The following is a 24,985-nucleotide window of genomic DNA, read 5'->3' as shown; positions in this document are numbered from 1 at the left end:
CGGCTCAGTCTTTTCCACTGGAACAAACGTCGTACGGGATGCCCGCACCCCAACCCTCTCCCAAAGGGAGAGGGGGAAGTTCGGTGCGCGAGTAGCCTCCTTGCCCCAATCCTCTAACAAAGAAAAAGGGGGCTATTAGCCCCCTTCCCTTCACAACGCCCGACCGACTTACCGGCGTTTGTCCTTGCGCTTCTTCTCGGCCTTCTTGTGGTGGCTCATCAGGCGGCGCTTCTTGTTGACCTGGCGCTCGGTGAGGGTGTTCTTCTTGCCCTCGAAGGGGTTCTCGCCACCGCGGTATTCGATGCGGATCGGCGTACCCACCAGCTTGAGCACCCGACGATAGGTCTTTTCCAGGTAGCGGGTATAGGACTTGGGCACCGCTTCCGTCTGGTTGCCGTGGATGACGATCAGCGGCGGGTTGGCGCCGCCCAGGTGGGCATAGCGCAGCTTGATGCGCCGGCCGCTGACCATCGGCGGCTGGTGCTCCTGCACCGCATCCTCGAGGATCTGGGTGAGGCGGCTGGTGGGCCAGCGGGTGGTGGCCGAGGCGAAGGACTGCTGCACCGACTTGTACAGGTGACCCACGCCGGTGCCATGCAGCGCCGAGATGAAGTGGATGTCGGCGAAGTCGACGAACAGCAAGCGGCGTTCCAGCTCGGTCTTGACGTAGTCGCGCTCGCCGGACTCCATGCCGTCCCACTTGTTGAGGGCGATCACCAGGGCACGCCCGGTCTCCAGCACGAAGCCGAGCAGGTTGAGGTCGTGCTCGACCACGCCTTCGCGGGCGTCCATGACGAAGATCACCACGTTGGCGTCCTGGATCGCCTGCAGCGTCTTGACCACCGAGAACTTCTCGACCGCTTCAAAGACCTTGCCGCGGCGGCGCACGCCAGCGGTGTCGATCAGGGTGTAGCGTTCTTCGTTGCGCTCGAAGGGGATATAGATGCTGTCGCGCGTGGTGCCGGCCTGGTCATAGACGATCACCCGCTCTTCGCCGAGCATGCGGTTGACCAGCGTCGACTTGCCGACGTTGGGCCGACCGATCACGGCGATCTTGATGCCGGTGGTCTCGTCGATGCCCTGCACGCGACGGAAGACGTCGCCACCCTCCTCCGCGGCAGCGCGCACCTGCTCCTCGGTGAGCTCCTCGACCTCGACCTCATCCTTGGGAAAGACGCCCAGGGCGTCTTCCAGCAGGTTGTTCACGCCGCGCCCGTGGGCCGCGGCGATAGGATAGGCGTCGCCGATGGCCAACGGGCTGAATTCCGCCCGGGCGATATCCGGGTCGACGGTATCGACCTTGTTGGCCACCAGGAAGGTGCGCTTGTTTCGCTTGCGCAGGTGCTCGGCGATCATCTGATCGGCGACGGTCATGCCGTCGCGGGAGTCCACCAAGAACAGCACCGCATCGGATTCTTCGATGGCCTGCAGCGACTGCTCGGCCATCTTCAGGTCGATGCCTTCCTCGTCACCGGAAATACCGCCGGTGTCGACCACAATGTAGGTGCGCCCCTGCCACTTGGCTTCGCCGTACTTGCGATCGCGGGTCAGGCCGGCGAAGTCGGCGACGATGGCGTCCCGGGTCTTGGTCAGGCGGTTGAAAAGCGTGGATTTGCCGACGTTCGGCCGCCCCACCAGGGCAATTACGGGAACCATGCGGCTCTCCCAGAGCAGAAAACACGATGGCCGCTACCGAACTTCACGGTAGCGGCCATCGGTTGAGGATAATAGTTTCTAGCGCAGACGATAGGCGACGAGTTTACCGCCATTGCCGTAAACGTAGAGCATGTCGCCGACGACCAGTGGCCGTACCCGGACGCCGTCACCGTCGACCTTGGTCCGACCGACGAAACGACCGTCGACCTGGCTCAGCAGATGGATGTAGCCGGCGTAGTCGCCCACCACCACGTTGCTCGACCAGACCACCGGACCGGTGAGCTGGCGACGGGCCAGATCGGCATTGGTCCAGAGCGCGGAGGTGGAGGATTCCTCGACCGCTTCCACGGTGCCGTTGTCCAGGCTCAGGTAGACGTTGCCGAAACCTTCGGCGACGCCGTCGTAGCTGGAGGCGTCACGCTGCCAGAGGATCTGGCCGTTGGCCGGATTGAGCGCGACCACGCGGCCGTTGTAGCTGACCACATAGAGGGTGTCGCCGGACAGCGACAGGCCGCCGTCCACGTCGACGATCCGCTCCAGTTCGGAACGACCCTTGGGCACGGCGATCTGCTGTTCCCACAGCGGCAGGCCGCGCTGCACGTCCAGAGCGACCACCTTGCCGCTGGCGAAACCGGCCATGACCACCTGGTTGGTGACCAGGGGAGCACCGGTGCCTCTCAGACTCAGCACCGGCTGGGTGTCTTCGTAGATCCAGCGACGGGTACCACTGCCCAGCTCGAAGGCCTGCAGCTTGTCGTCCTGGGACTGCACCACCACCACGTCATTGTTGACCACCGGGGCGGAGAGCACTTCGCTGGACGCCTGGGCGCGCCACTTCTCGTCGCCACTGGCACTGTCGAGGGCGATCACCTGGCCACGCAGCGTGCCGACCAGCACCAGGCCGGAGCCGACCCCTACCCCGCCAGACACCGGCAGGTCCAGGTCCTTCTTCCACAGCACCTGGCCGGTCTCGCGATTCATCGCCATGACCCGGCCATCGGCATCGGCGGCAAAGATCGTCTGGCCGTCGACGGCCGGTACCAGGCGGTTGTATTCCTTGCCCTGGCCGTCGCCCACCGAGCGACTCCAGACTTCATCCAGGCGAACTTCAGCCTTGATGTCCTTCAGCTCGGCCGGCGGCAATTCCTTCTTGCCGGTGCTGCTGCACCCGACGACCGCAAGGGCGAGACACAGTACCGCGATAGGCTTCCAGCGCAACATCAGGCGTCTCCTTTGGCGAGATCATCGAGTTTCATCTGCAGCACGCCTTCGGCTGCGTCGTTGGGCAGCGCGGCGCGGGCTTTTTCATAGGCGGCGCGAGCCTCGGCCGGCTTCTTCAGCGCCACCAGCAGGTCGCCACGCAATTCTTCGCGATTGGCGACATAGGCCTTAGGCGCCTCGCCATCCAGCAGCTTGAGGCCCTCTTCGGCCTTGCCCTGGGCCGCCAGCACCCGGGCCAGGCGCTGACGCGCCAGCTCGCCGAGTTCGGCGTCATGGGGCTTGTCCGCCACGGCCTTGAGTTCGGCGGCGGCGTCGTCCAGGCGATTGTTCTCCACCGCCACCTTGGCGACGAAGAGGCTCCCGTACTGGGCGTAGGCGGTACCGGAATAATCCTGCTTGAGCTTGCCGTAGGTATCGGTCACCCGGGCGGTGTCGACCTTGCCACCGGGCGCCAGGGCGGCTTCCACCAGTTGCTGATAGAGCACCGAGGCGCCCTGCGCCTGGTTATTCTGATAACGCTGCCAGCCCTGCCAGCCCAGTACCGCGACCAGAGCGATGACGCCACCGGCCACCAGCGGCTTGCCGTTACGCTGCCACCAGGCCTTGGCGACCACCAGATTGTCGTCGTCGATGGAACTCAAATCCGTTCTCCTCAATTCCCGCGACCGGAACCGGCCAGGGGCAAAATCTCGTCCAGACGGGCGGCCAGGGCCGCGAAATCGACCTTTTCCTGGGGCGCATCGCCACGCAGCGGCTTGAGCGCCACCTGTTGCGCGGCCAGTTCGTCTTCACCCAGGATCATGGCCCAGAGCGCGCCGCTCTTGTCGGCCTTCTTGAATTGGCTCTTGAAGCTGCCGGCGCCAGCGTTAACCAGCAGACGCAGGTCGGGACGGGCATCGCGCAACTGCTCAGCCAGCTTGAGGCCGGCCAGTTCGGCCGCCTCGCCAAAGGCGCAGAGATAGAGATCGGCGGGACGCTGCAGATCGCCCGGCAGGCAGGCCAGGGTTTCCAGCAGCAGCACCAGGCGCTCGACTCCCATGGCGAAGCCGACACCCGGGGTGGGCTTGCCGCCGAACTGAGTGATCAGGCCATCGTAGCGGCCACCGGCACAGACGGTGCCCTGGGCGCCCAGCTTGTCGGTGACCCACTCGAAGACCGTACGGCCGTAGTAGTCCAGGCCACGCACCAGCTTGGGATTGATCTGGTAGCGAATGCCGGCGGCGTCCAGACGGGCCCTGAGGCCGTCGAAGTGCGCGCGGGATTCGTCGTCCAGATAGTCGGCCAGGGTCGGGGCGTCCTGCAGCAGCGCCTGGGTCTGGGCGTTCTTGCTGTCGAGGATGCGCAGCGGATTGGTGGTCAGCCGACGCTGGCTGTCTTCGTCGAGCTGCTCGAAGCGTTCCTGCAGATAGGCCACCAGGGCCTCGCGATAGCGGGCGCGATCGGCGCTGGAACCCAGGCTGTTGAGCTGCAGGGTCACGGCGTCGGTCAGGCCCAGGCGCTGCCAGAGACGTGCGGTGAGCACGATCAGTTCGGCATCGATGTCCGGACCGGGCAGGTTGAACACCTCGACGCCGATCTGGTGGAACTGGCGATAGCGGCCCTTCTGCGGCTTCTCGTAACGGAACATGGGCCCGGCGTACCAGAGCTTCTGCACCTGGCCACCGCCGGTCATGCCATGTTCGAGCACGGCCCGCACGCAACCTGCGGTGCCTTCCGGACGCAGGGTCAGGGACTCCTCGTTGCGGTCGAGGAAGGTGTACATCTCCTTGTCCACCACGTCGGTGCCCTCGCCGATGCCGCGGGCGAAGAGTTCGGTGAACTCCATGATGGGCAGACGGATCTCGTGGTAGCCATAGCCGTCGAGCAGCGTCGCGAAGGTACGTTCCAGGTAGCGCCAGGCCGGAGTCTGCTCCGGCAGGATATCGTTCATGCCACGGATGGCTTGCAGGGACTTGCTCACGAAAGGGCCTTATTCCTTGATCTTTCAGCTGCGCGCGATGAGCGCGGCATCCGCTTCGGCCTTTTCGGCCGCCTTGCGGCGGATGAGCCCTTCCAGCTCGTCCACCAGATTGTCGTTGTTCAGCTTGGAGGCCGGCTTGCCATCGATGTACACCAGGTTGTTGGGCGTACCCCCGGTCAAGCCGACATGGGCTTCCTTGGCTTCGCCGGGACCGTTGACCACGCAACCGATCACCGCGACGTCCAGGGGCACCAGCAGGTCCTCCAGGCGCCCTTCCAGTTCGTTCATGGTCTTGACCACATCGAAGTTCTGCCGCGAGCAACTCGGGCAAGCGATGAAGTTGATCCCACGCGAACGCAGGCGCAGGGACTTGAGGATGTCGAAACCGACCTTGATCTCCTCGACCGGATCGGCCGCGAGCGAGATGCGGATGGTGTCGCCGATGCCTTCGGCCAGCAGCATGCCCAGGCCCACGGCGGACTTCACTGTACCCGAGCGCAGGCCGCCAGCTTCGGTGATGCCCAGGTGCAGCGGCTGCTCGATGCGGGTGGCCAGCTGACGGTAGGCTGCCACGGCCATGAAGACGTCACTGGCCTTCACGCTGACCTTGAAGTCCGGGTAGTCCAGCTTTTCCAGGTGGTCGACGTGGCGCATGGCCGACTCCACCAGAGCTTCCGGGGTGGGCTCGCCATACTTCTTCTGCAGGTCCTTTTCCAGCGAACCGGCGTTGACGCCAATGCGGATCGGGATGCCGCGCTCGCGGGCCGCGTCGACCACCGCCCTGACCCGGTCTTCGCGACCGATGTTGCCAGGGTTGATGCGCAGGCAGTCCACGCCCAGCTCGGCCACGCGCAGGGCGATCTTGTAGTCGAAGTGAATGTCGGCCACCAGCGGCAGGCTGACCCGCTGCTTGATGCGGCCGAAGGCTTCGGCGGCGTCCATATCGGGCACGGAGATGCGCACGATGTCGGCACCAGCGTCCTGCAGGCGCTGAACCTGGGCCACGGTGGCGTCGACGTCGCAGGTTTCGGTGTTGGTCATGCTCTGCACGGCGATGGGAGCATCGCCGCCGACCGGCACCGAGCCGACCCAGATCTTGCGGGACAACCGACGTTTGATGGGCGATTCGCTATGCATGCTGGTTTCCCATGGGGTCGCCGGACGTCATTGTCCGGCCTGACCGAGTTTGATGCGGGCGGTCTCGCCCTTGGTGTAATGCGCGAGGTCGACGACCTGGCCGTTGTAGGTGATCTGGGCACCGCGAGCGAAGCCGAGACGGATATTGACCGGCGCCTTGATCGAGGCGTAGTCGAGGCTCTCGCCGCCCTTTTTCACGCCGCTGAAAAGGATCTTGCCGGTACCGTCGCTGACCTGCGTCCAGCAGTTGGCGGTGAAGCGGATGTTGAGGCTGTCGCTGCCGGCGACGGGCGCTGCGGCAGGCGCGGTGGCCGGGGCGGCAGGCGCCGTTGCAGCCGGCGCCGGAGGGGTGGACGTGCTCGAACCGCTGGCCGGGGCCGGAGTCGGGGTGGGCGCGGCGGTCGGGGTGGTCATGGTGGCCACGGCATTGGCATCCGGCGTCGGCGTGCCTACCGGAGACGGCAGGGTGACGGCGGGCTGCTGAGCAGTGACCGGAGGCTGTTCTTCCGGCTCGTCGATGGGATGGATCTCGGTCTTGCCGTCGGCACCCTCGACCTCGACATGCTCCATGCTCACGGCGCTGCTGCTGGAAGTCTGACGACTGCGCTCCTGCCACCAGAACAGACCCATGGCGATGATCAGCACCACCAGGACGAAACTGACGAATCTGAGGACATTGCGCGACAGCCGCACCGGCTCGTCGAGGCGCCCCAGGCTGTGCACGGTGCTGCCCTTGGCATCGGTGCCGGTGTAGCTGTCGAAGGTACGCACCAGTTCGACCTGGTCCAGGCCCAGCAGCTTGCCATAGGCCTTGGTGTAGCCACGGGCAAAGGTGTGCCCCGGCATCTGCTGATAGTTGCCGGACTCGAGCTGCTCGATGATGCGCTCGCTGAGATTGAGATTCTGGGCGACCTGGGCCTGGCTCCAGCCAAGCGCCAGTCGCTTCTGACGCAAGATCTCACCGGGATTGCCCCGTCCGGCGTGTACCGCTTCGGATTGCACTGCGGTCATTTCTGCTCCGACTGAAGTTGACGATATTCAGGTGAGTTCGGGTAGAGGCGCTTCAGCTGCAGGGCATAGCTCGCGGCGGTGTTGCGATCGTTGAACACCTCGGCGAGGCGGATCCCGAGCAACAGGCTGCGGGCATTCTGGGGGCTGAGCTGGCTGAAGGCCTGGTAATAGCTGCGAGACGGCACGTAGTCGCGCGTCTGATAGGCCAATTGAGCCAATTCGAACAGGGCCCTGGGCTGATTGCGATCCAGCCGCAGGGATTTTTCCAGATTTTCCTTGCCCAAGTCGACCTGATTGAGTCGCAAGGCCGTCAGGCCGAGATTCTCGAACACCCTAGCGCGCTCGGGGTAGAGGCTGTCTTCGGCGGCCTGGGTGAAGCGTTCGTAGGCATCCTTGTAGTGCCCCTGCTCATAGAGGAAGCTGCCATAGTTGTTGAGGATGCGGGCATCGCGGGGCCGCTCGCGCAGGGCCAGGCGATACTCCTGATCGGCCAGTTCGGTCTCGCCCTGGGCCTGGAACACCAGCCCGAGGGCGGCATGGGCGTCGGCGCTGGAGGAATCCAGTTCCAAGGCCTTCTTCAACGGCACCTTGGCTTGTTCGGTGTTGCCCTGCTGGACATAGCCGAGGCCAAGCTGGATGTAGGCATCACGGGCCTGCATCCGTCCCTGGCGGGTATCCATGGGGTTGCGGTCACCCTCGGTCACGCAGCCGGCCAGGCTACCGACCACCAGGGCGAGCGCGACAGCCGCAAAGCGCGTGATCGCCATGATCGCGCCCTCAGCCCTGGAGCGGCGTCACGGTTTCGGCACCGTCGAGCTGGCGAACGGCGATGTAACGCTGGCTGCGGCGGGTACGGTCCACGACCTGCCCCACCAGCTGGCCGCAGGCGGCATCGATGTCGTCACCGCGGGTAGTCCGCACCGTGACGTTGAAACCGGCCTGCACCAGCAGCTCCTGGAACCGGCGGGTGGCGTTCTTGCTCGGCCGCTCGTAGCCGGAGTGCGGGAAGGGATTGAAAGGGATCAGGTTGATCTTGCAGGGCACGTTGCGCAGCAGCTCGATCAGCTGCAGGGCGTGCTCGGGCAGGTCGTTGACGTCCTTGAGCAGGGTGTACTCGATGGTCAGGACGCGCTTCTCGCCCAGTTGCCGGATGTATCTCTGGCAGGCATCGAGCAGCATGGCCAAGGGATACTTGCGGTTGATTGGGACCAGCTCGTTGCGCAACTCGTCGTTGGGTGCATGCAGCGACAACGCCAGGGAGACGTCGATGTGCTTGGCTAGCTCTTCGATCATCGGCACCACGCCCGAGGTGGACAGAGTGACCTTGCGCTTGGAGATGCCGTAGCCCAGGTCGTCCATCATGATGCGCATGGCGGCGACGACGTTGTCGAAGTTCAGCAGCGGTTCGCCCATGCCCATCATCACCACGTTGGTGATGGCGCGGTCGATCTTGGCCGGTACGCTGCCAAAGGACTTGTTGGCGATCCACACCTGACCGATCACTTCGGCGGCGGTGAGGTTGCTGTTGAAGCCCTGCTTGCCGGTGGAGCAGAAGCTGCAGTCCAGGGCGCAACCGGCCTGGGACGACACGCACAGGGTGCCACGGCCGTTCTGCGGAATGTAGACGGTTTCGACGCAGCTGCCGGAGGCGACGCGGATCACCCACTTGCGGGTGCCGTCGCGGGAGATGTCCTCGCTGACGATCTCGGGGCCACGGATCTCCGCGGCGGCCTTGAGCTTTTCCTTGAGCGCCTTGCCGAGGTTGCTCATGGCGTCGAAATCATCGATGCCGAAGTGATGGATCCACTTCATGACCTGGCCGGCGCGAAAGCGCTTCTCCCCGATGGACTCGAAGAACGACTCGAGTTGCGGCTGGGTCAGGCCCAGCAGATTGACCTTATCGGTGGCTGTGGTCATGGGATCACCTCGACGAAATCTGTTTGAAGCCCGCGCAGGACGCGGGCGGTGCCAGGAAGGCGGGCTGGCCGCTTTCCTGGCCAGCGCTCATCCTTAGCGGATGCGCTCGCAGACTTCGGTGGCTGCGAAGAAGTAGGAGATCTCGCGCGCGGCGGACGCTTCGGAATCCGAACCGTGGACGGCGTTCTCGTCGATGGAAACGGCGAAGTCGGCACGGATGGTACCGGCGTCGGCTTTCTTGGGATCGGTGGCGCCCATCAGCTCACGGTTCTTGGCGATGGCGTTGTCGCCTTCCAGCACCTGGACCACGACCGGACCGGAGGTCATGAAGGAGACCAGGTCCTTGAAGAAGGGACGCTCTTTGTGTTCGGCGTAGAAGCCACCGGCTTCGCGCTCGGACAGCTGGACCATCTTGGCAGCGACGACGCGCAGGCCAGCCTTCTCGAAGCGGGTGACGATCTCACCGACGACATTCTTGGATACGGCATCGGGCTTGATGATCGACAGGGTACGTTGAACAGACATGTGAACTCCGAATGTGGGAATAGAGCAAAAACGAAACCCGCGGATTATACGCGGGTCCCGGTGAAAAGCGTAGCGCGGTACGGGCGATGCGTCAGGCGGATTCGTCGATCCAGGCGGCCTGGATGGCCTCCAGCACCTTCTCGCCACCGCGCTGGGGATCGTCGTCGAATTCCGGCAGGTCCACGACCCAGTTGCGCAGCTTGACGAAGTTCACGTAGCGCGGATCCACGTCGGGATGGGCGTCGTTGAGTTCGATGGCGATATCCAGCACATCGGTCCATTTCAGTGCCATGACAGCTGTCCTCAGTGACCTTCGGAAACCTGGTTGATGGTGTAGCGCGGAATCTCCACCACCAGGTCTTCGCTGCCAACTACCGCCTGGCAGGACAGGCGCGAACGCATTTCCAGGCCCCAGGCCTTGTCCAGCATGTCGTCTTCGAGCTCATCGGAAGGCTCGAGGGAATCGAAGCCTTCCTGGACGACCACGTGACAGGTGGTGCAGGCACAGGACATCTCGCAGGCGTGCTCGATGTCGATGCCGTTGCGCATGGCCGCGGCAATGATGGTTTCGCCTTCACTGGCTTCGAAGACTGCGCCCTCGGGGCAGTGCTCGGCGTGGGGCAGCAGGGTGATCTGCGGCATGATGGAACTACTCCTCGATATCGTTGAGACGGCGACCCGCCAGGGCCGCCTTGACCGAGGCGTTCATCCGCCGGGCGGCGAAGGCATCGGTTACGTGAGAAAGACGCTTGGTCTGGTCTTCGAGCGCCTGGAGGTCGGTGGCGTCCAGCAGCTCGGCCAGCCGGCCGATTTCCAGCTCGATCACCTGACGCTCCTCGGCGTCCAGCAACCGCTCGCCATCGGTGGCGACCGCGGCGGTGACCGCCTCGATCAGCCGCCGCGCCTCGACCTGCTGCTCGCGTAGCGCGCGGGCCTGCATGTCGTCGCCGGCGTGACGGAAGGAATCCTGCAGCATGTTGGCGATCTCGCCGTCGGTCAGACCGTAGGACGGCTTGACCTGGACACTGGCTTCCACCCCACTGGACAACTCACGCGCACTGACGCCGAGCAGGCCGTCGGCGTCGACTTGGAAGGTGACGCGGATCTTGGCGGCGCCGGCGACCATGGGCGGGAAGCCGCGCAGCTCGAAGCGGGCCAGCGAACGGGCGTCCTTGACCAGTTCGCGCTCGCCTTGCAGCACATGCACCAGCATGGCGGTCTGGCCGTCGCGATAGGTGGTGAAGTCCTGCCCCCGCGCCACCGGAATGGTGGTGTTGCGCGGAATGATCTTCTCCATCAGGCCGCCCATGGTCTCGAGTCCCAGGGACAGCGGGATGACGTCCAGCAGCAGCAGTTCTTCGCCAGCGCGATTGCCGGCCAGGGAATCGGCCTGCAGGGCCGCGCCGATGGCGACCACGCGATCCGGATCGATGTCGGTGAGCGGGGTGCACTCGAACAGTTCGCCCACGGCTTCGCGCACATAGGGCATGCGGGTGGAGCCACCGACCATGACCACGGCAGCGATCTCCGCCGGCTCCACTTCCGCATCACGCAGGGCGCGGCGGCAGGCCTTGAGGCTGCGCGCCACCAGCGGGGCGATGAGCTCTTGGAAGGTGCTGCGCTCCAGCACGCCCGACCAGTCGCCATGGCTGACCTCGACGCGCTCGGCAGCCGACAGGGCTTCCTTGGCCGCGCAGGCGCTCTGCAGCAGGCGCCGCTGGGTGCCCGGATCCAGATCGCTGGACAACCCGGCCTGCTGGACGATCCAGCCGGCGATGGCATGATCGAAGTCATCACCGCCCAAGGCGCTGTCGCCGCCGGTGGCCATGACTTCGAAGACGCCGCGGGTCAGGCGCAGGATGGAAATGTCGAAGGTGCCGCCACCCAGGTCGTAGATGGCGACCACGCCCTCCTCGCCCCGGTCCAGGCCATAGGCCACGGCGGCCGCGGTAGGCTCGTTGAGCAGGCGCAGGACGTTCAGTCCGGCGAAGCGGGCGGCGTCCTTGGTGGCCTGGCGCTGGGCATCGTCGAAGTAGGCCGGCACGGTGATGACCGCGCCGACCAGTTCGCCACCCAGGGTGGCTTCGGCCCGCTCGCGTAGCACCCGCAGGATATCGGCGGAGACCTCCACCGGACTCTTGCGCCCGGCAGCGGTATCGATGAAGGGCATTTCCGATTCACCGGCGACGAAGCGATAGGGCAACTGCTCGCCCAGTTGCTTGACGTCGGCGATGCCACGCCCCATGAGGCGCTTGACGGAGAGAATGGTATTGAAGGGATCTTGGGCGGCAGCGGCCTTGGCGCCTGCCCCCACGTCCACCCCATCGGCGGCATAGCGCACGGCGGAGGGCAGGATCACCTCACCCTGCAGATCGGGCAGGGTCTCGGCCACGCCACTGCGGACGGCAGCCACGAGGGAATTGGTGGTGCCCAGATCGATGCCTACCGCCAGCTTGCGCTGGTGCGGCTTGGGCGCCATTCCGGGTTCGGCTATCTGCAATAGAGCCATTGGCTAGTCGGCTTATGGTTGTCGGTGCCTGAGCGACACCTGTGATTAATCGTCCAGACGCTCTTCGAGCTGGCGGATCTCGCTGGCCAACTTGTCGAGAAACTGCATGCGACGGACCAGGCGTTCGGCAGACTCGCGCTGGGCGGGATCCTGCCAGATCGCGGCGAAGGCCTGCTCGATGTCGCGCTGCGCCTCCTTGAGGCGCTGGCGGAAGGCGGGAATGCCCGCGCTGTCGCCGGCGTCCTGCAGGTCTTCCAACTCCTCGCGCCACTGCAATTGCTGCATGAGGAAATCGGTGTCCTGGATGGTCGCCTCGAGCGGCATCTCGTGGCCTTCGAGCTCCAGCAGATAACGCGCGCGGCGCGACGGCGCGCGCAGCACGTGATAGGCCTCGTTGAGCTCGGCCGACCGCTCCAGCGCCTGACGCCGTTCGCGCTCCGGCGCATCGGCGAACCGATCCGGATGGACCGTGCGGGCCAGGTCGCGATAGCGCGCGGCCAGACCCGCCTGGTCGATCTCGAAGGCGGGCTTGATCTCGAACAGCGCGAAGTGACAGGGCTTACCCATGGCGGGCCTCAGATGTTGAAGCTTTCGCCGCAGCCACACTCGCCACGCACGTTGGGATTGTTGAACTTGAAGCCCTCGTTGAGGCCTTCACGCACGAAATCCAGCTCGGTGCCGTCCAGGTAGACCAGGCTCTTGGGGTCGATGATGACCTTGACGCCATGGCTTTCGAACACCTGGTCCTCGGCCGCGAATTCATCGACGAACTCGAGTACGTAGGCCAGCCCCGAGCAACCCGTGGTACGAACGCCCAGGCGGATGCCCTCCCCCTTGCCGCGCCCATCGAGGAAACGCTGCACGTGGCGGGCGGCGGACTCGGTCATGCTGATCGCCATGGTTCCTCCTTAGAGCAGGCCTTTCTTCTGCTTGTAGTCGCTGACCGCCGCCTTGATGGCGTCTTCGGCGAGTACCGAGCAGTGGATCTTCACCGGCGGCAGGGCCAGTTCTTCGGCGATCATGCTGTTCTTGATCGACGCCGCTTCCTCGATGCTCTTGCCCTTCATCCACTCGGTGGCCAGGGAGCTGGAGGCGATGGCGGAGCCACAGCCGTAGGTCTTGAACTTGGCATCTTCGATGATGCCCTGCTCGTTGACCTTGATCTGCAGACGCATCACGTCGCCACAGGCCGGAGCGCCGACCATGCCGGTGCCGACATCGGGATCGGCAGCATCGAACTTGCCGACGTTGCGCGGGTTTTCGTAGTGGTCGATGACCTTTTCACTGTATGCCATGGTTCAATCCTCGCTTATCAGGGTGGGTCAGTGGGCTTGCCACTCGACCTGACTCAGGTCTACGCCTTCTTTGAACATGTCCCACAGCGGAGACAATTCGCGCAACTTGTTGACGGCTTCGGTGACCTTGCTCGCGGCGTAGTCAACGTCTTCTTCGGTGGTGAAGCGGCCGAAGGTGAAGCGGATGGAGCTGTGCGCCAGCTCGTCGTTGCGGCCCAGGGCACGCAGGACGTAGGACGGCTCCAGGGACGCCGAGGTACAGGCCGAACCGGACGAGACCGCCAGGTCCTTGAGCGCCATGATCAGCGACTCGCCTTCGACGTAGTTGAAGCTCAGGTTCAGGTTGTGCGGCACACGATGGATCAGGCTGCCGTTCAGGTAGACCTCTTCCAGGCCTTCGAACTGACGGTAGAAGCGATCGCTCAGGGCCTTGATGCGGGCATTTTCCTGGACCATCTCTTCCTTGGCGATGCGGAAAGCCTCGCCCATGCCGACGATCTGGTGGGTCGCCAGGGTACCCGAACGCATGCCACGCTCGTGACCGCCACCGTGGGTCTGGGCTTCGATACGGACGCGCGGCTTGCGGCGGACGTAGAGGGCGCCAATGCCCTTGGGACCATAGGTCTTGTGCGCCGAGAAGGACATCATGTCGACCTTGAGCTTCTCCAGATCGATCTCGACCTTGCCGGTGGACTGGGCGGCGTCGACGTGGAAGAGAACGCCACGGGAACGGGTCAGCTCACCGATGGCGGCGATGTCGTTGACGGTACCGATCTCGTTGTTGACGTGCATGATGGACACCAGGGTGGTGTCGTCACGCAGGGCCGCCTCGACCATGTCGGGGGTGATCAGGCCGTCTTCGCCCGGCTCGAGATAGGTGACCTCGAAGCCTTCGCGCTCGAGCTGGCGGGTGGTGTCCAACACCGCCTTGTGCTCGATCTTGGAGGTGATCAGGTGCTTGCCCTTGTTCTGGTAGAAGTGCGCGGCGCCCTTGATGGCCAGGTTGTCGGATTCGGTGGCACCGGAGGTCCAGACGATCTCGCGCGGGTCGGCGTTGACCAGTTCGGCCACCTGACGACGAGCGTTTTCCACGGCTTCCTCGGCCTTCCAGCCGAACAGGTGGGAGCGCGATGCGGGGTTGCCAAAGTTGCCGTCCACCAGCAGGCACTCGCTCATCTTCTGAGCGACGCGCGGATCGACGGGCGTGGTGGCGGAATAGTCTAGGTAGATCGGCAATTTCATCGGTTACTCCTAATCAGACGGGCGTCTCTGCTCAGTCGATGGTGGACGCTTCGATTTTTTCGACCGCTAAGGGCGATTGCTTACTGGCACAGGCCTTGGTGTCCTGACGCTTGGCCACCTGCTGGATCTCGTTGCGGGCAACCAGGTCGGCCAGGGTGATGCCACTCAAAAAGGTGTGGATCTGATCGCTCAGATCGCACCAGAGGTGGTGGGTCAGGCAGGTATCACCCTGGTGACAGCCCCCACCGCCCTGGCAACGAGTGGCATCCACGGATTCGTTGACGGCATCGATCACCTGGGCCACATGGATACCGCCCATGTCGCGCGCCAGCTGATAACCGCCGCCGGGACCGCGTACGCTGTTGACCAGTGCGCCGCGGCGCAGCCGGGCAAACAGCTGCTCCAGATAGGACAGCGAAATGCCCTGCCGCTCGGAAATGTCGGCCAGCGACACCGGTCCCCGCTGGGCGTGCAGCGCCAGGTCGAGCATGGCGGTTACGGCATAGCGGCCTTTGGTGGTCAGTCTCATGATGAACTCGAGCGGGTTGCATCGGATGACCCTGATTATCGGATTCCCGACAAAAAAGGTCAACTTTAAAACCGACCAAATCACTCAGGCATTATCTATCGGGGGGATAGTCCGCGGGTGGGATTCGCCGCGGGCGGCCTTCTGGGTTTCGGTGAGGATGCCGCGCAGGATGTTCATTTCCAGCTTGCTGATGCCGGCACGACCGTAGAGCCGCCGCAGCCGACTCATCAGGTGGCGCGGCTTGGCCGGATCGAGGAAGCCAATCTCCACCAGGGTCTGCTCCAGGTGCTCGTAGTAGAGCTCCAGCTCCTCCACCGTTACCGGCTGGGTGTTGAGCATGGCGGTGGCTTCGACCTTGTTCATCTTGGTCGGCTGGTTCTGCGCCGCGAGCCAGGCCATGCGCACCTCGTACACCAGCACCTGGACCGCCGCGGCGAGATTGAGCGAGCCGAAGGCCGGATCCGAGGGGATGTGCACATGGTAGTGGCAGCGCTGCAACTCTTCGTTGGTCAGGCCGGCGTATTCGCGACCGAAGACCAGGGCCACCTCGCCGCCCTGCTCCACCTGGGCTAGGGAGGTGGTGGCGCATTCGCGCGGATCCAGCAGCGGCCAGGGGATGCGGCGGTCCCGGGCGCTGGTGCCCAGCACCAGACTGCAGCCGGTCAGGGCCTCTTCCAGGGTGTCGACCACGATGGCGGCGTCGAGCACGTCATTGGCCCCGGACGCGCGGGCATTGGCCTCGCCGCTGGGAAAGTCCTCGGGATCGACCAGATAGAGGCGCGACAGGCCCATGTTCTTCATTGCCCGGGCGGCACCGCCGATATTGCCGGGATGGCTGGTATTGACCAGAACGACGCGGATGTTGTGCAGCACGTGGCTATCCTCGAACGGACGCGGGAAATCGGCGCCGTATACTACGCCCACACGCGCCCGCTGGCCACGAATACCCCTTTCAGCGCCGCGAAGTCTGCTATCATTGCCGGCTTTCCTTATACAACCCAGGTGATTTATCCATGCAGCCCATGCTGAACATCGCACTGCGCGCGGCCCGCAGCGCCGGTGAACTGATTTTCCGTTCGATTGAGCGCCTGGACGTGATCGCCGTCGACGAAAAAGGCGCCAACGACTTCGTCTCCGAAGTCGACCGTGCCGCCGAGCAGACCATCCTCGCCACCCTGCGCAAGGCCTATCCCACCCATGGTTTCTACGGTGAGGAATCCGGCTACCTGGCGGGCGAAGGCGAAGGCGCCGATTATGTCTGGATCGTCGACCCGCTGGACGGCACCACCAACTTCATTCGTGGCGTCCCGCACTTCTCGGTGAGCATCGCCTGCAAGTACAAGGGTCGCCTGGAACACGCCGTGGTCCTGGATCCGGTGCGTCAGGAAGAATTCACCGCCAGCCGTGGCCGCGGTGCCGCCTTGAACGGCCGGCGCATCCGCGTCACCAACCGTCGCAGCCTGGAAGGCGCTCTGCTGGGTACCGGCTTCCCCTTCCGTGCCAATGACGTCGACCACCTGGACAACTACCTGGGCATGTTCCGCAGCCTGATCGGCCAGACCGCCGGCATCCGCCGCGCCGGCTCCGCCGCCCTGGACCTGGCCTATGTCGCCGCCGGTCGCTTCGACGCCTTCTGGGAAATGGGCCTGTCGGAGTGGGACATGGCGGCAGGCGCCCTGCTGGTGCAGGAAGCCGGTGGCCTGATCGGCGACTTCAATGGCGGCCACGACTTCCTCGAGAAGGGCCACATCGTCGCCGGCAATCCCAAGTGCTTCCGCGGTCTGCTGACCCAGATCCAGCCGCACCTGCCGGCCTCGCTCAAGCGCTGAGTTTGCAAGGCTAACGAAAAAGCCCCTGCCGGCAGGGCTTTTTCATGCCTGCTGCAGAAGGCCCTGCAGCAGGTGTCGGCCAGGTTTACTTGACGACTTTCAGACTCGGCCGCGTCGGTGCCGGCTTGGGCGCCTCGGGCTTGCTGCCGCCGTTGTCGGGACCCTGGTCATCCGGCGGGCTGGGTTCGCTGTCGAAGACCATGCCCTGGCCGTTCTCCCGGGCGTAGATGGCCAGGATGGCACCGATCGGGACATAGAGGTTGTAGGCGACGCCACCGAAACGGCCGTTGAAGCTCACCGCTTCGTTGTCCATGTGCAGGTCACGCACGGCACTGGGCGAGGCGTTCAGCACGATCTGGCCGTCGTTGGCATAGCCCGGCGGCACGCGCACCTCGGCGTAGTCGGCGTTGACCAGCAGATGGGGCGTGCAGTCGTTGTCCACGATCCACTCGTAGAGCGCGCGGACCAGGTAGGGGCGACTGGAATTCATGGGGTTCTCCTCTAGCGCATCTCACGCTCGGTGACCGAAAGACTGGATCGGAAACTGTCGCGTGCGAACATGCGATCCATGTAGTCCTGCAGCGGCTTGGCGGCCCGGGGCAATTCGACGCCCAGGCGCGGCAATCGCCACAGGATGGGGAGCAGGCAACAGTCCACCAGGGAAAAGTCGTCGCTCAGGAAAAAGGCTTTTTCCGCGAAGATGGGCGCCACGCCGGTCAGGCTTTCCCGCAGTTCCTTGCGCGCGGCGGCGAGGTCGGCGCCCGGCGCGGCCTGCAGGATACTGTCCACCAGGGTGCACCAGTCGCGCCCGATACGGTGCATCAGCAGCCGCGACTGACCCCGGGTGACCGGATAGGCCGGCAGCAGCGGCGGATGCGGATAGCGTTCCTCGAGGTACTCCATGAGTACCTCGGTGCCATAGAGCACCAGGTCGCGATCCATCAACGTCGGCACGGTGCCATAGGGATTGTGCTCGGCCAGCTGCCGCGGGCACTCGCCACGGCGCACGGCGATCAGCTCGCACTCGACGTTCTTTTCCGCCAGGATCAGACGGATCCGATGGCTGTAGTGATCCTCGGGATCATGGAAACAGGTCAGGCGGGTTATGGCGCCCATGGGTCCCTCCCCCGTCAGGGGCGAAGCTGCAAAGGGGGATTATCTCGCACCTTGCCGCCTGCCACCTAGTCTCATCGCTCACTGTCGGGCAATCGCCGCCAGAATTCGCGCTTGAGCCAGAAGGCCAGGATGGCGAACAGCACCAGATAGCCCAGCACCCAGGGTGCGAGCCGCCAGGCGAGGCTACGTTCGGGTGCGGCGGAATAGCCCAGGTAGGCGACCAGATCGTCGACGGTATGGGCGAACTGCTCGGGGGTCTGGGCGCCACTGCCCGCCTCCAGGCGCAGCACGCAGCGCCCTTCGTGGCAGTCGCGCAGCTGGCGACCGCGCAGGGCGGCCAGGACGTCGGGCATGCGGGTGCCGGGCGCTGCGAGATTGTCGACCCCGAGCGGACGTCCGGGCGCCACATAGAATTCCTGCAGGAAGGCGCGCAACCAGGCTTCGCCGCGCACCGCGGCGATCAGGGTGAGGTCCGGCGGTACGCTGCCGAAGGCGCGGCGGGCATCCTCGGGTTTGAGCAGGCCGAGCATGGGCGCACTGGCGGTGCGCCCGGGCGCCCAGCTGGCGAGGTCCAGGTGAAGATCGGCGGCGACGCGATCGAAGCGCTGGTACTCCTGGCCGTGGCAGGCCAGGCAATAGCGACCGAAGGTGAGGGCACCGGCTCGGGGATCGCCTTCGGCACCGATGACCAGACCGCTGCACAGCAACAGCAGACCCAGGAGCAGGCCACGCATCATGAGCCGAGCTCCAGCAGCGTTCGCGGACGACCCAGCCTACTGTACCAGGGCATGCCCAGCAGACTGGCGAAATAGACGCCAGCCGCCAGGCGCGCCAGCAGCAGGCGCTGGTCGGTAAGCGCGACCACGCCCAGCACGCCCAGAGCGGCAAAGGCCAGACAGCCCAGATACAGCCCCAGCCGCGCCGGCCAGGCCTTGTGGCGCACCGAGCGGACCGTGCTGCGATCCAGCCAGGGCAGCACGAACAGCAGGGCGATGGCCAGGGCCGCCAGGCCGAGACCGCCGGCCTTGCTCGGCACCGCCCGCAGCAGCGCATAGAAGGGCGCCAGGTACCAGGGCGGGGCGATATGCGCAGGGGTCACCAGCGGATCGGCCGGCTGCTGGTTGGCCGGCTCCAGCACCAGCCCACCCAGGTCCGGCGCCAGCAGTACCACGGCGAGAAAGACCAGCAGGAAGATCGCCAGGCCGCAGAGGTCCTTGAGGGTCAGGTAGGGGTGGAAAGGCAACCCCGCCGCACCGCTGACATCGCGCTCATCACCCTCGGGATTGTTCGAGCCGGTCTGGCGCAGGGCGACGACGTGCAGCGTCACCAGCGCGAGGATCAGCAGCGGCAGCCCTACCACATGCAGGGCCTGGAAGCGCCGCAGGGTGGCATCGGACAGCACCACCCCGCCCCGCAGCAGATCGGCCAGGCTCGGGCCTACCAGGGGCAGCGCCTCGACCGCGCTCAGGGACACCTGGGCGCCCCAGTAGGACAGTTGGCCCCAGGGCAGCAGATAGCCGAAGAAGGCCTGGGCCAGCAGCAGCACATAGAGCAGCACGCCAAAGCTCCACACCAGCTCCCGCGGCGCGCGATAGGAGCCATAGAGCAGGCCGCGCAGCATGTGCAGATAGAGACAGACGAACAGCGCCGAGGCGCCCACCGCGTGCAGATAGCGGATCAACCAGCCAAAGGGCACCTCGCGCATGAACAGCTGGACCGAGGCGAAGGCGCCCTTCACCGTCGGCTCGTAGCCGAACAACAGCCAGAGCCCGGTCAGCACCTGCAGCGCCAGGATGAAGACCAACAGCGAACCGAACAGATAGAAGACGTTGAGGTTGCGCGGCACCCGGTAGTCGCTGATATGGCGTCGCCAGAAGGCGCCCAGGGGCAGCCGTCGCTCCAGCCAGCCGGGCTCGTCGCTCTTCATGTCGCCCCCTCCTCGTCGCTGCCGATCACCAGCAGGGTGTCGCCGCGGAAATGATAGGGGGGCACGGCCAGATTCAGCGGTGCCGGCTGGTCGCGAGAGACCCGCCCGGCCAGGTCGAAATGGGAGCCATGGCAGGGACAGAGATAGCCCCCCTCCCGCTCTGCCGCGCCTGGCACCAGGGAGGGAATGCAGCCCAGGTGGGTGCAGATCGCGGTGACCACGAAGATATCCGGTCGCCGCGATCTCAGGCGCGGATCGACATAGGGTGGCTGGCTGGATTCCCGGGAGTCCGGGTCGGCCAGCCCCGCCTCGTCGGCCAGGAGCCGCGCCTGGTCCGCGGCACTGCGACGCAAGACGCAGACCGGCTGGCCGCGCCACTGCACGGTGAGCTGTTCGCCTTCGCGCAGCCCCTTGAGGTCCACCTCGACCGGCGCCGCCGCCACCTCTGCCGACCGACTGGGCCGCAGGGCGCAGACGAAGGGCACGCTGCCCGCCACCAGCCCCAGGCCGCCGACGGCGGAGGTGGTGGCGATCAGCAGGCGGCGGCGCTGGACATCGGGCGAATCGTCAGTCACGTCAGGCTTCCCGGCTCCATCTCCAGCGTCACCCCGAAGCGCTCGCGCACCGAGGCGCGGATGCGCTCGGCGAGGGCCAGGACATCCCGGCTACAGGCGCCGCCGAAGTTGACCAGCACCAGCGCCTGGGCGGCATGCACCCCCACGGCGCCGTCGCGATGGCCGCGCCAGCCAGCCTGGTCGATCAGCCAGCCGGCGGCGAGCTTGACGCTGCCATCAGCCTGGGGATAGGTCGGCAGCCCTGGATAGTCTTCCTTTAGCGCGGCGGCGGCGGTCGCCGTCACCACCGGATTCTTGAAGAAACTGCCGGCATTGCCCAGCACCGCCGGGTCGGGCAGTTTGCTCTGGCGGATGCTGCAGATGGCCGCACTGACGGCTTCGGGCGTGGGCTGGGTGACACCCGCTTCGGTCAGGGCCTGGCGCACGGGACCGTAGTCCAGCACCAGCTGCGGCTGGCGACTGAGGTGAAAACGTACCCGCAGCACGATCCAGCGCCCGGCCTCGGCCTTGAAGCGGCTCTCGCGATAGGCGAAGGCGCAATCGGCCGGGGTGAGGTCGTGGAGTTCGCCGCTGTGGCGGTCGAGCGCCGTGACCCCGGCGCATCTGTCCTTCAATTCGACGCCATAGGCGCCGATGTTCTGGATGGGCGAGGCACCGACGGTGCCGGGAATCAGGCTGAGATTTTCCAGGCCGTACCAGCCGTTGGCCAGGGTCGCCATGACGAAGGGATGCCAGGGTTCGCCGGCTTCGGCTTCCACCAGCAGGGCATCGCCCTCCTCCGCCAGCAGGCGGATACCGCGGGACGTCAGCCGCAGCACCAGGCCCTCGACTCGCTCGGGCAGGACCAGGTTGCTGCCACCGCCCAGCACCCGCAGGGGCACGTCCAGTTGCCGGGCCAGCGCCAGGGCCGCGCGGACCTCGGCGTCGCTGGCGGCCTCCAGATAGCGATCGGCTTGCGCCACCAGGCCGAAGGTATTGAGCCCCTGCAAGGGGACCTGCCGTTGCAGCTCAGCGACCATGACGGGCAGCCACCTCGGCGACCAGGCCATCGCAGGCGCTTTCCAGCAGGTCGAGGACGCGCTCGAAGCCGGCCGCGCCGCCGTAGTAGGGATCCGGCACCTCATCCACCGCCAGTCCCTGACGAGCCAGGAACAGCTCGGGTACTGCACCCTGGTCGGGCCGCAGCTGCTCCAGCCAGGCGAGGTTGTCCTGATCCATGGCCAGGATCAGGTCGAAGCGTTGGAAATCGTCCGCGGTTACCTGGCGCGCACGCAGGGCGCCGAGGTCATAGCCGCGACCCGCCGCGGCCTGGATCGTGCGGGCATCCGGGGCCTTGCCGACATGCCAGTCGCCAGTGCCAGCCGAGTCCAGCTCCACCGCCTCGGCCAGGCCGGCGGCGTCCAGCTTGGCCCTGAGGATGCCTTCGGCGGTGGGCGAGCGGCAAATGTTGCCCATGCAGACGAACAGGATGCGCAGGGTCATCTAGGCTCCCAGCAGGCGTCTGACGCGCTCGAGGTCATCCAGGGTATCCACCCCGGCCTGGGGCGCTTCCAGGGCATCGGCGACATGGATGCGGACGCCGTGCCAGAGGGCACGCAGCTGCTCCAGGGCTTCGGTCTCTTCCAGGGCGCAGGGACCCCAGCTGACGAAGTCGGCGAGAAAACCGGCGCGATAGGCATAGATGCCGATATGCCGGCGATAGGGAAAACCCTGGGGCAGCTGCGCGCGATCACTGGCGAAGGCATTGCGTGCCCAGGGCAGCGGCGCCCGGCTGAAGGTCAGCGCCAGGCCGTTCACGTCGGTGCTCACCTTGACCACATTGGGATTGAACAGGCTGTCGACGTCCGCGATCGGCTCGGCGAGGGTGGCCACGCCGGCTTCGGGATGGGCGGCGAGATTACCCGCCACCTGGTCGATCACCGCCGGCGGAATCAGCGGCTCGTCGCCTTGGACGTTGACCACCAGGGCATCGTCGGCCAGACCGAGCAGCTCGGCCACCTCGGCCAGGCGATCGGTGCCCGAGGCATGATCGGCCCGGGTCAGCAGGACCCGGGCGCCAAAGCCTTCGCAGGCACGCAGGATGTCGTCGTGGTCGGTCGCCACCACCACCTGCTCGGCGCCGCTGCGCCGCGCCTGCTCCCAGACGTGCTGGATCATCGGCTTGCCGGCGATGTCGAGCAGCGGCTTGTTGGGTAGCCGGGTGCTGGCAAGGCGCGCCGGAATGACGACGGTGAAGGCGGTGCTCATTTATCCAGACGCTCGTCCGTGGTGATGATGCGCGCCTCGCTTTCCAGCATCACCGGGATGCCATCGCGAATCGGGAAGGCCAGGCCGGCGGCCTTGCTGATGAGTTCGGTCTTGTCGTCGCTCAGGATCAGCGGACTCTTGGTCAGGGGGCAGGCGAGGATGTCCAGCAGCTTGAGATCCATGGGCAGAGGTTCCGTCAGTGAGAGTGTTCGGGTAGGAGCCGGTCGAGACGCCCATCCAGCCAGGCGACGAAGGCGGCCGAGGGCTGGGCGTCCACCGCCAGGTACCACCAGTCGGCGGCGGCGAAGGACCGGCACTTGACCGCGTCCTTCTCGGTCATCACCAGCGGCAGCTCGGGCGTGAAGGTCAGGTCTGCGGCGCTGTAAGTGGCGTGATCGGCGAAGGCATGGGGCAACGGCTGCCAGTGTAGTCCTTCGAGGGTGGCGAAGAAACGCCCGGGGTTGCCGATGCCGGCCAGGGCATGCAGGCGCTGCCCTGGCGGAAAAAAATCCAGCGGCCGGGTCTCGCCGCTGCGCAGATTGACCAGGGCACTGGGCTGCAGGGTCAGGCCGTAGCCGTCGGCAGGATCGACGGCGGCGCCGTTGTGGATCACGGCGTCCACCTCGGCCAGGCGCTCCAGGGGTTCGCGCAGCGGCCCCGCCGGCAGGCAGCGGCCGTTGCCGAAACCCCGCGCCGCATCGACCATCACCAGTTCCAGATCCCGCGCCAGGCGATAGTGCTGCAGGCCGTCGTCGCTGAGGATGACATCGAGCGACTCTTCGGCGAGCAGGCGTTCGACGGCGCGACCACGATCAGGATCCGTGACCAGGGCCACCCCGGTGCGCTGCACGATCAGCAGCGGCTCGTCGCCGGCGACGGCGGCGGTGTCAGTAGCCCGCACCCGCCAGGGCAGGCTCGGCGGCGTGGCGCCATAACCGCGGCTGACTACGCCGACCCTGAGGCCGCGCGCGCGCAGATGATCGATCAGCCAGAGGATCATGGGCGTCTTGCCGGTCCCGCCGACGGTGAGATTGCCCACCACGATGACCGGCACCGGCGCGCGATGGATGCTGCCCTGCCCCGCCAGGAACCGCCGGCGCTTGCGCCGGGCGACCTGCCGATAGAGCGCTTCGAGCGGCGCCAGCAGGCTCAGGGCCAGATGCCCCTGGTACCAGGCGCGGACCAGGCGCTCGCCCAGGCTCACGGGCGTTTCGCCTGGGCCTCGAGGGTGGTGATGCGCAGCTGGCTGAAGCCGAGCTTGCCGGCGGCATCCATGGCCATGACCACCGCCTGGTGGGTGGCGCGGCCATCGGCGGTGATCACCAGCGGCAGGCTGTTGTCGCCGCCGGATTCACGCTGCAGCGCGGTGGTCAGGCCGGTCAGGTCGTTGCGTGCCAGGGTCTGGCCGTTGAGCGCCATCTGGCCTTCGGCGGTGATGCTGATTTCCAGGGTCTTGGCCTGGTTGGCGGCTGCCGCGGCGCTATCGGCCTCGGGCAGCTCGATCTTCAGCTGGCTGGGCCGGCTGAAGGTCGCGGTCACCACGAAGAACAGCAGCAGGACGAAGATGACGTCGATGAAGGAGGCCAGGTTGATATAGACCTCTTCGCGAGCGGCGCCCCCGGCGCGACGACGGAATTTCACGCCGGGGCTCCTTCGCGGACGTCCACCTCGCGATCACCGTGGAGGATATCCACAAGCTTGACCGCTTCTTGTTCCATTCCCACTACCAGCTCGTCCACCCGACGCAGCAGATAGCGATGAAAGAACACCGCGGGAATCGCCACCAGCAGACCGGCGGCGGTGGTGACCAGCGCCTTGGAGATGCCGCCGGCGAGAATGGGCGCATTGGCCATGCCGTCGTTCATGAAGGCGCTGAAGATATCGATCATGCCGAACACCGTGCCGAGCAGACCCATCAGCGGCGCCAGGGCGGCGATGCTACCGAGGGTGTTGAGATAGCGCTCGAGGTCGTGCACCACGCGGCTGCCGGCTTCCTCGATGGCTTCCTTCATGATGTCGCGACCATGACGGGAATTGGTCAGGCCCGCGGCGAGGATGTCGCCCAGGGGCGAACCGGCGCGCAACTCGCGCAGGCGTTCATTGTTGAGCTGTTTGTCCTGGATCCAGCGCCAGACCTGGGCGAGCAACGTGGGCGGGGCGACCCGACCGCGCCTCAGGGTCCACAGCCGCTCGGCTATGATGGCCGTGGCCAGGATGGAACTGAGGATGATCGGCAGCATCATCCAGCCGCCAGCTTTGACCATTTCGAACACGAGACCGTTACCCCTG

At 65.8% G+C, this 24,985-nt stretch carries 31 protein-coding genes; 1 reads left to right on the top strand and 30 read right to left on the bottom strand.

Annotated elements, in window-relative coordinates; all coding sequences use genetic code 11:
• Nucleotides 1-168: 168 nt before the first annotated feature.
• The 18 genes from der to trmJ all read right to left on the bottom strand — a co-directional run bounded on the left by der (nucleotide 169) and on the right by trmJ (nucleotide 15,875).
• Nucleotides 169-1,656 carry a ribosome biogenesis GTPase Der gene (gene der, locus LRS53_RS00585; protein ID WP_093256019.1) on the bottom strand — a complete coding sequence of 496 codons (1,488 nt, stop codon included), beginning with the start codon at nucleotides 1,654-1,656 and terminating at the stop codon, nucleotides 169-171.
• A gap of 78 nt (nucleotides 1,657-1,734) precedes the next feature.
• Entirely contained in the window at nucleotides 1,735-2,877 is a 1,143-nt protein-coding gene (gene bamB, locus LRS53_RS00580; protein WP_231354562.1) for an outer membrane protein assembly factor BamB, read from the bottom strand.
• Nucleotides 2,877-3,518: a tetratricopeptide repeat protein gene (locus tag LRS53_RS00575; RefSeq protein ID WP_231354554.1), complete on the bottom strand. Its 642-nt coding sequence runs from the start codon at nucleotides 3,516-3,518 to the stop codon at nucleotides 2,877-2,879. The genes bamB and LRS53_RS00575 overlap by 1 nt, the downstream gene beginning before the upstream one ends.
• An 11-nt stretch (nucleotides 3,519-3,529) precedes the next feature.
• On the bottom strand, nucleotides 3,530-4,837 hold the full coding sequence (gene hisS / locus LRS53_RS00570) for a histidine--tRNA ligase (protein WP_231354551.1): 1,308 nt from the start codon (nucleotides 4,835-4,837) through the stop codon (nucleotides 3,530-3,532).
• 24 nt (nucleotides 4,838-4,861) lie between these two features.
• The gene (gene ispG / locus LRS53_RS00565) at nucleotides 4,862-5,974 is read right to left on the bottom strand and encodes a flavodoxin-dependent (E)-4-hydroxy-3-methylbut-2-enyl-diphosphate synthase (protein ID WP_231354549.1); all 1,113 of its coding nucleotides are present in this window, start codon (nucleotides 5,972-5,974) and stop codon (nucleotides 4,862-4,864) included.
• Between the two features lie 27 nt (nucleotides 5,975-6,001).
• Complete coding sequence (locus LRS53_RS00560) at nucleotides 6,002-6,985, bottom strand: RodZ domain-containing protein (protein ID WP_231354543.1); 984 nt, start codon at nucleotides 6,983-6,985, stop codon at nucleotides 6,002-6,004.
• Nucleotides 6,982-7,752, bottom strand: a complete 771-nt coding sequence (gene pilW, locus LRS53_RS00555) for a type IV pilus biogenesis/stability protein PilW (protein WP_231354542.1) — start codon at nucleotides 7,750-7,752, stop codon at nucleotides 6,982-6,984. The genes LRS53_RS00560 and pilW overlap by 4 nt, the downstream gene beginning before the upstream one ends.
• A 10-nt stretch (nucleotides 7,753-7,762) precedes the next feature.
• Entirely contained in the window at nucleotides 7,763-8,902 is a 1,140-nt protein-coding gene (rlmN, locus tag LRS53_RS00550) for a 23S rRNA (adenine(2503)-C(2))-methyltransferase RlmN (RefSeq protein ID WP_231354541.1), read from the bottom strand.
• A 93-nt stretch (nucleotides 8,903-8,995) separates the two neighbouring features.
• Nucleotides 8,996-9,427, bottom strand: a complete 432-nt coding sequence (gene ndk, locus LRS53_RS00545) for a nucleoside-diphosphate kinase (protein ID WP_007162425.1) — start codon at nucleotides 9,425-9,427, stop codon at nucleotides 8,996-8,998.
• Nucleotides 9,428-9,518: 91 nt separating this feature from the next.
• Nucleotides 9,519-9,719, bottom strand: a complete 201-nt coding sequence (gene iscX / locus LRS53_RS00540; protein WP_017639750.1) for a Fe-S cluster assembly protein IscX — start codon at nucleotides 9,717-9,719, stop codon at nucleotides 9,519-9,521.
• An 11-nt stretch (nucleotides 9,720-9,730) separates the two neighbouring features.
• Nucleotides 9,731-10,069, bottom strand: a complete 339-nt coding sequence (gene fdx / locus LRS53_RS00535) for an ISC system 2Fe-2S type ferredoxin (protein WP_017639751.1) — start codon at nucleotides 10,067-10,069, stop codon at nucleotides 9,731-9,733.
• Nucleotides 10,070-10,076: 7 nt separating this feature from the next.
• Entirely contained in the window at nucleotides 10,077-11,936 is a 1,860-nt protein-coding gene (gene hscA / locus LRS53_RS00530; RefSeq protein WP_231354539.1) for a Fe-S protein assembly chaperone HscA, read from the bottom strand.
• 45 nt (nucleotides 11,937-11,981) lie between these two features.
• A complete protein-coding gene (gene hscB / locus LRS53_RS00525; RefSeq protein ID WP_017639753.1) occupies nucleotides 11,982-12,503 on the bottom strand; it encodes a co-chaperone HscB in 522 nt (173 codons plus the stop codon).
• Nucleotides 12,504-12,511: 8 nt separating this feature from the next.
• Nucleotides 12,512-12,835, bottom strand: coding sequence for an iron-sulfur cluster assembly protein IscA (gene iscA / locus LRS53_RS00520; protein ID WP_231354537.1), 324 nt, complete (start codon nucleotides 12,833-12,835; stop codon nucleotides 12,512-12,514).
• A gap of 9 nt (nucleotides 12,836-12,844) precedes the next feature.
• Nucleotides 12,845-13,231: a Fe-S cluster assembly scaffold IscU gene (gene iscU, locus LRS53_RS00515; RefSeq protein WP_007162419.1), complete on the bottom strand. Its 387-nt coding sequence runs from the start codon at nucleotides 13,229-13,231 to the stop codon at nucleotides 12,845-12,847.
• 27 nt (nucleotides 13,232-13,258) lie between these two features.
• Nucleotides 13,259-14,473: an IscS subfamily cysteine desulfurase gene (locus tag LRS53_RS00510; protein WP_017639754.1), complete on the bottom strand. Its 1,215-nt coding sequence runs from the start codon at nucleotides 14,471-14,473 to the stop codon at nucleotides 13,259-13,261.
• A gap of 31 nt (nucleotides 14,474-14,504) precedes the next feature.
• Nucleotides 14,505-15,002 carry a Fe-S cluster assembly transcriptional regulator IscR gene (gene iscR, locus LRS53_RS00505; RefSeq protein ID WP_017639755.1) on the bottom strand — a complete coding sequence of 166 codons (498 nt, stop codon included), beginning with the start codon at nucleotides 15,000-15,002 and terminating at the stop codon, nucleotides 14,505-14,507.
• 84 nt (nucleotides 15,003-15,086) lie between these two features.
• On the bottom strand, nucleotides 15,087-15,875 hold the full coding sequence (gene trmJ / locus LRS53_RS00500) for a tRNA (cytosine(32)/uridine(32)-2'-O)-methyltransferase TrmJ (protein ID WP_017639756.1): 789 nt from the start codon (nucleotides 15,873-15,875) through the stop codon (nucleotides 15,087-15,089).
• Between the two features lie 140 nt (nucleotides 15,876-16,015).
• Here trmJ and suhB point away from each other — a divergent pair, with 140 nt between their 5' ends.
• Nucleotides 16,016-16,831, top strand: a complete 816-nt coding sequence (suhB, locus tag LRS53_RS00495; protein WP_007162415.1) for a type III secretion system regulator SuhB — start codon at nucleotides 16,016-16,018, stop codon at nucleotides 16,829-16,831.
• Nucleotides 16,832-16,916: 85 nt separating this feature from the next.
• Here suhB and LRS53_RS00490 read toward each other — a convergent pair whose 3' ends face one another.
• From LRS53_RS00490 to LRS53_RS00435, 12 genes are all read right to left on the bottom strand, one after another.
• The gene (locus tag LRS53_RS00490; RefSeq protein ID WP_160923278.1) at nucleotides 16,917-17,321 is read right to left on the bottom strand and encodes a ClpXP protease specificity-enhancing factor; all 405 of its coding nucleotides are present in this window, start codon (nucleotides 17,319-17,321) and stop codon (nucleotides 16,917-16,919) included.
• Between the two features lie 11 nt (nucleotides 17,322-17,332).
• Entirely contained in the window at nucleotides 17,333-17,947 is a 615-nt protein-coding gene (locus LRS53_RS00485; protein ID WP_017639758.1) for a glutathione S-transferase N-terminal domain-containing protein, read from the bottom strand.
• Nucleotides 17,948-18,018: 71 nt separating this feature from the next.
• A complete protein-coding gene (locus tag LRS53_RS00480; protein WP_231354535.1) occupies nucleotides 18,019-18,684 on the bottom strand; it encodes a cytochrome c1 in 666 nt (221 codons plus the stop codon).
• Nucleotides 18,681-19,874: a cytochrome b gene (locus LRS53_RS00475; RefSeq protein ID WP_231354533.1), complete on the bottom strand. Its 1,194-nt coding sequence runs from the start codon at nucleotides 19,872-19,874 to the stop codon at nucleotides 18,681-18,683. Before LRS53_RS00475 ends, LRS53_RS00480 begins: the two co-directional genes overlap by 4 nt.
• On the bottom strand, nucleotides 19,871-20,449 hold the full coding sequence (petA, locus tag LRS53_RS00470; protein ID WP_231354531.1) for a ubiquinol-cytochrome c reductase iron-sulfur subunit: 579 nt from the start codon (nucleotides 20,447-20,449) through the stop codon (nucleotides 19,871-19,873). The genes LRS53_RS00475 and petA overlap by 4 nt, the downstream gene beginning before the upstream one ends.
• Complete coding sequence (gene murB / locus LRS53_RS00465; protein WP_231354529.1) at nucleotides 20,446-21,468, bottom strand: UDP-N-acetylmuramate dehydrogenase; 1,023 nt, start codon at nucleotides 21,466-21,468, stop codon at nucleotides 20,446-20,448. Before murB ends, petA begins: the two co-directional genes overlap by 4 nt.
• Nucleotides 21,458-21,925: a low molecular weight protein-tyrosine-phosphatase gene (locus tag LRS53_RS00460; protein WP_231355388.1), complete on the bottom strand. Its 468-nt coding sequence runs from the start codon at nucleotides 21,923-21,925 to the stop codon at nucleotides 21,458-21,460. Before LRS53_RS00460 ends, murB begins: the two co-directional genes overlap by 11 nt.
• A gap of 6 nt (nucleotides 21,926-21,931) precedes the next feature.
• Nucleotides 21,932-22,696 (bottom strand): 3-deoxy-manno-octulosonate cytidylyltransferase, encoded by a 765-nt coding sequence (kdsB, locus tag LRS53_RS00455; protein WP_231354525.1) that lies wholly within the window; start codon nucleotides 22,694-22,696, stop codon nucleotides 21,932-21,934.
• Nucleotides 22,693-22,878, bottom strand: a complete 186-nt coding sequence (locus tag LRS53_RS00450) for a Trm112 family protein (RefSeq protein ID WP_007162406.1) — start codon at nucleotides 22,876-22,878, stop codon at nucleotides 22,693-22,695. Before LRS53_RS00450 ends, kdsB begins: the two co-directional genes overlap by 4 nt.
• Nucleotides 22,879-22,892: 14 nt before the next feature.
• On the bottom strand, nucleotides 22,893-23,900 hold the full coding sequence (gene lpxK / locus LRS53_RS00445) for a tetraacyldisaccharide 4'-kinase (protein WP_231354524.1): 1,008 nt from the start codon (nucleotides 23,898-23,900) through the stop codon (nucleotides 22,893-22,895).
• A complete protein-coding gene (locus LRS53_RS00440; protein ID WP_017639766.1) occupies nucleotides 23,897-24,337 on the bottom strand; it encodes an ExbD/TolR family protein in 441 nt (146 codons plus the stop codon). Before LRS53_RS00440 ends, lpxK begins: the two co-directional genes overlap by 4 nt.
• Nucleotides 24,334-24,969: a MotA/TolQ/ExbB proton channel family protein gene (locus LRS53_RS00435; RefSeq protein ID WP_064309423.1), complete on the bottom strand. Its 636-nt coding sequence runs from the start codon at nucleotides 24,967-24,969 to the stop codon at nucleotides 24,334-24,336. The genes LRS53_RS00440 and LRS53_RS00435 overlap by 4 nt, the downstream gene beginning before the upstream one ends.
• Nucleotides 24,970-24,985 lie beyond the last annotated feature (16 nt).

This window comes from Pseudomonas sp. PLB05, assembly GCF_021106615.1.
Lineage (GTDB): Bacteria > Pseudomonadota > Gammaproteobacteria > Pseudomonadales > Pseudomonadaceae > Chryseomonas > Chryseomonas benzopyrenica.
This window is presented reverse-complemented; position numbering and strand designations above follow the sequence as displayed.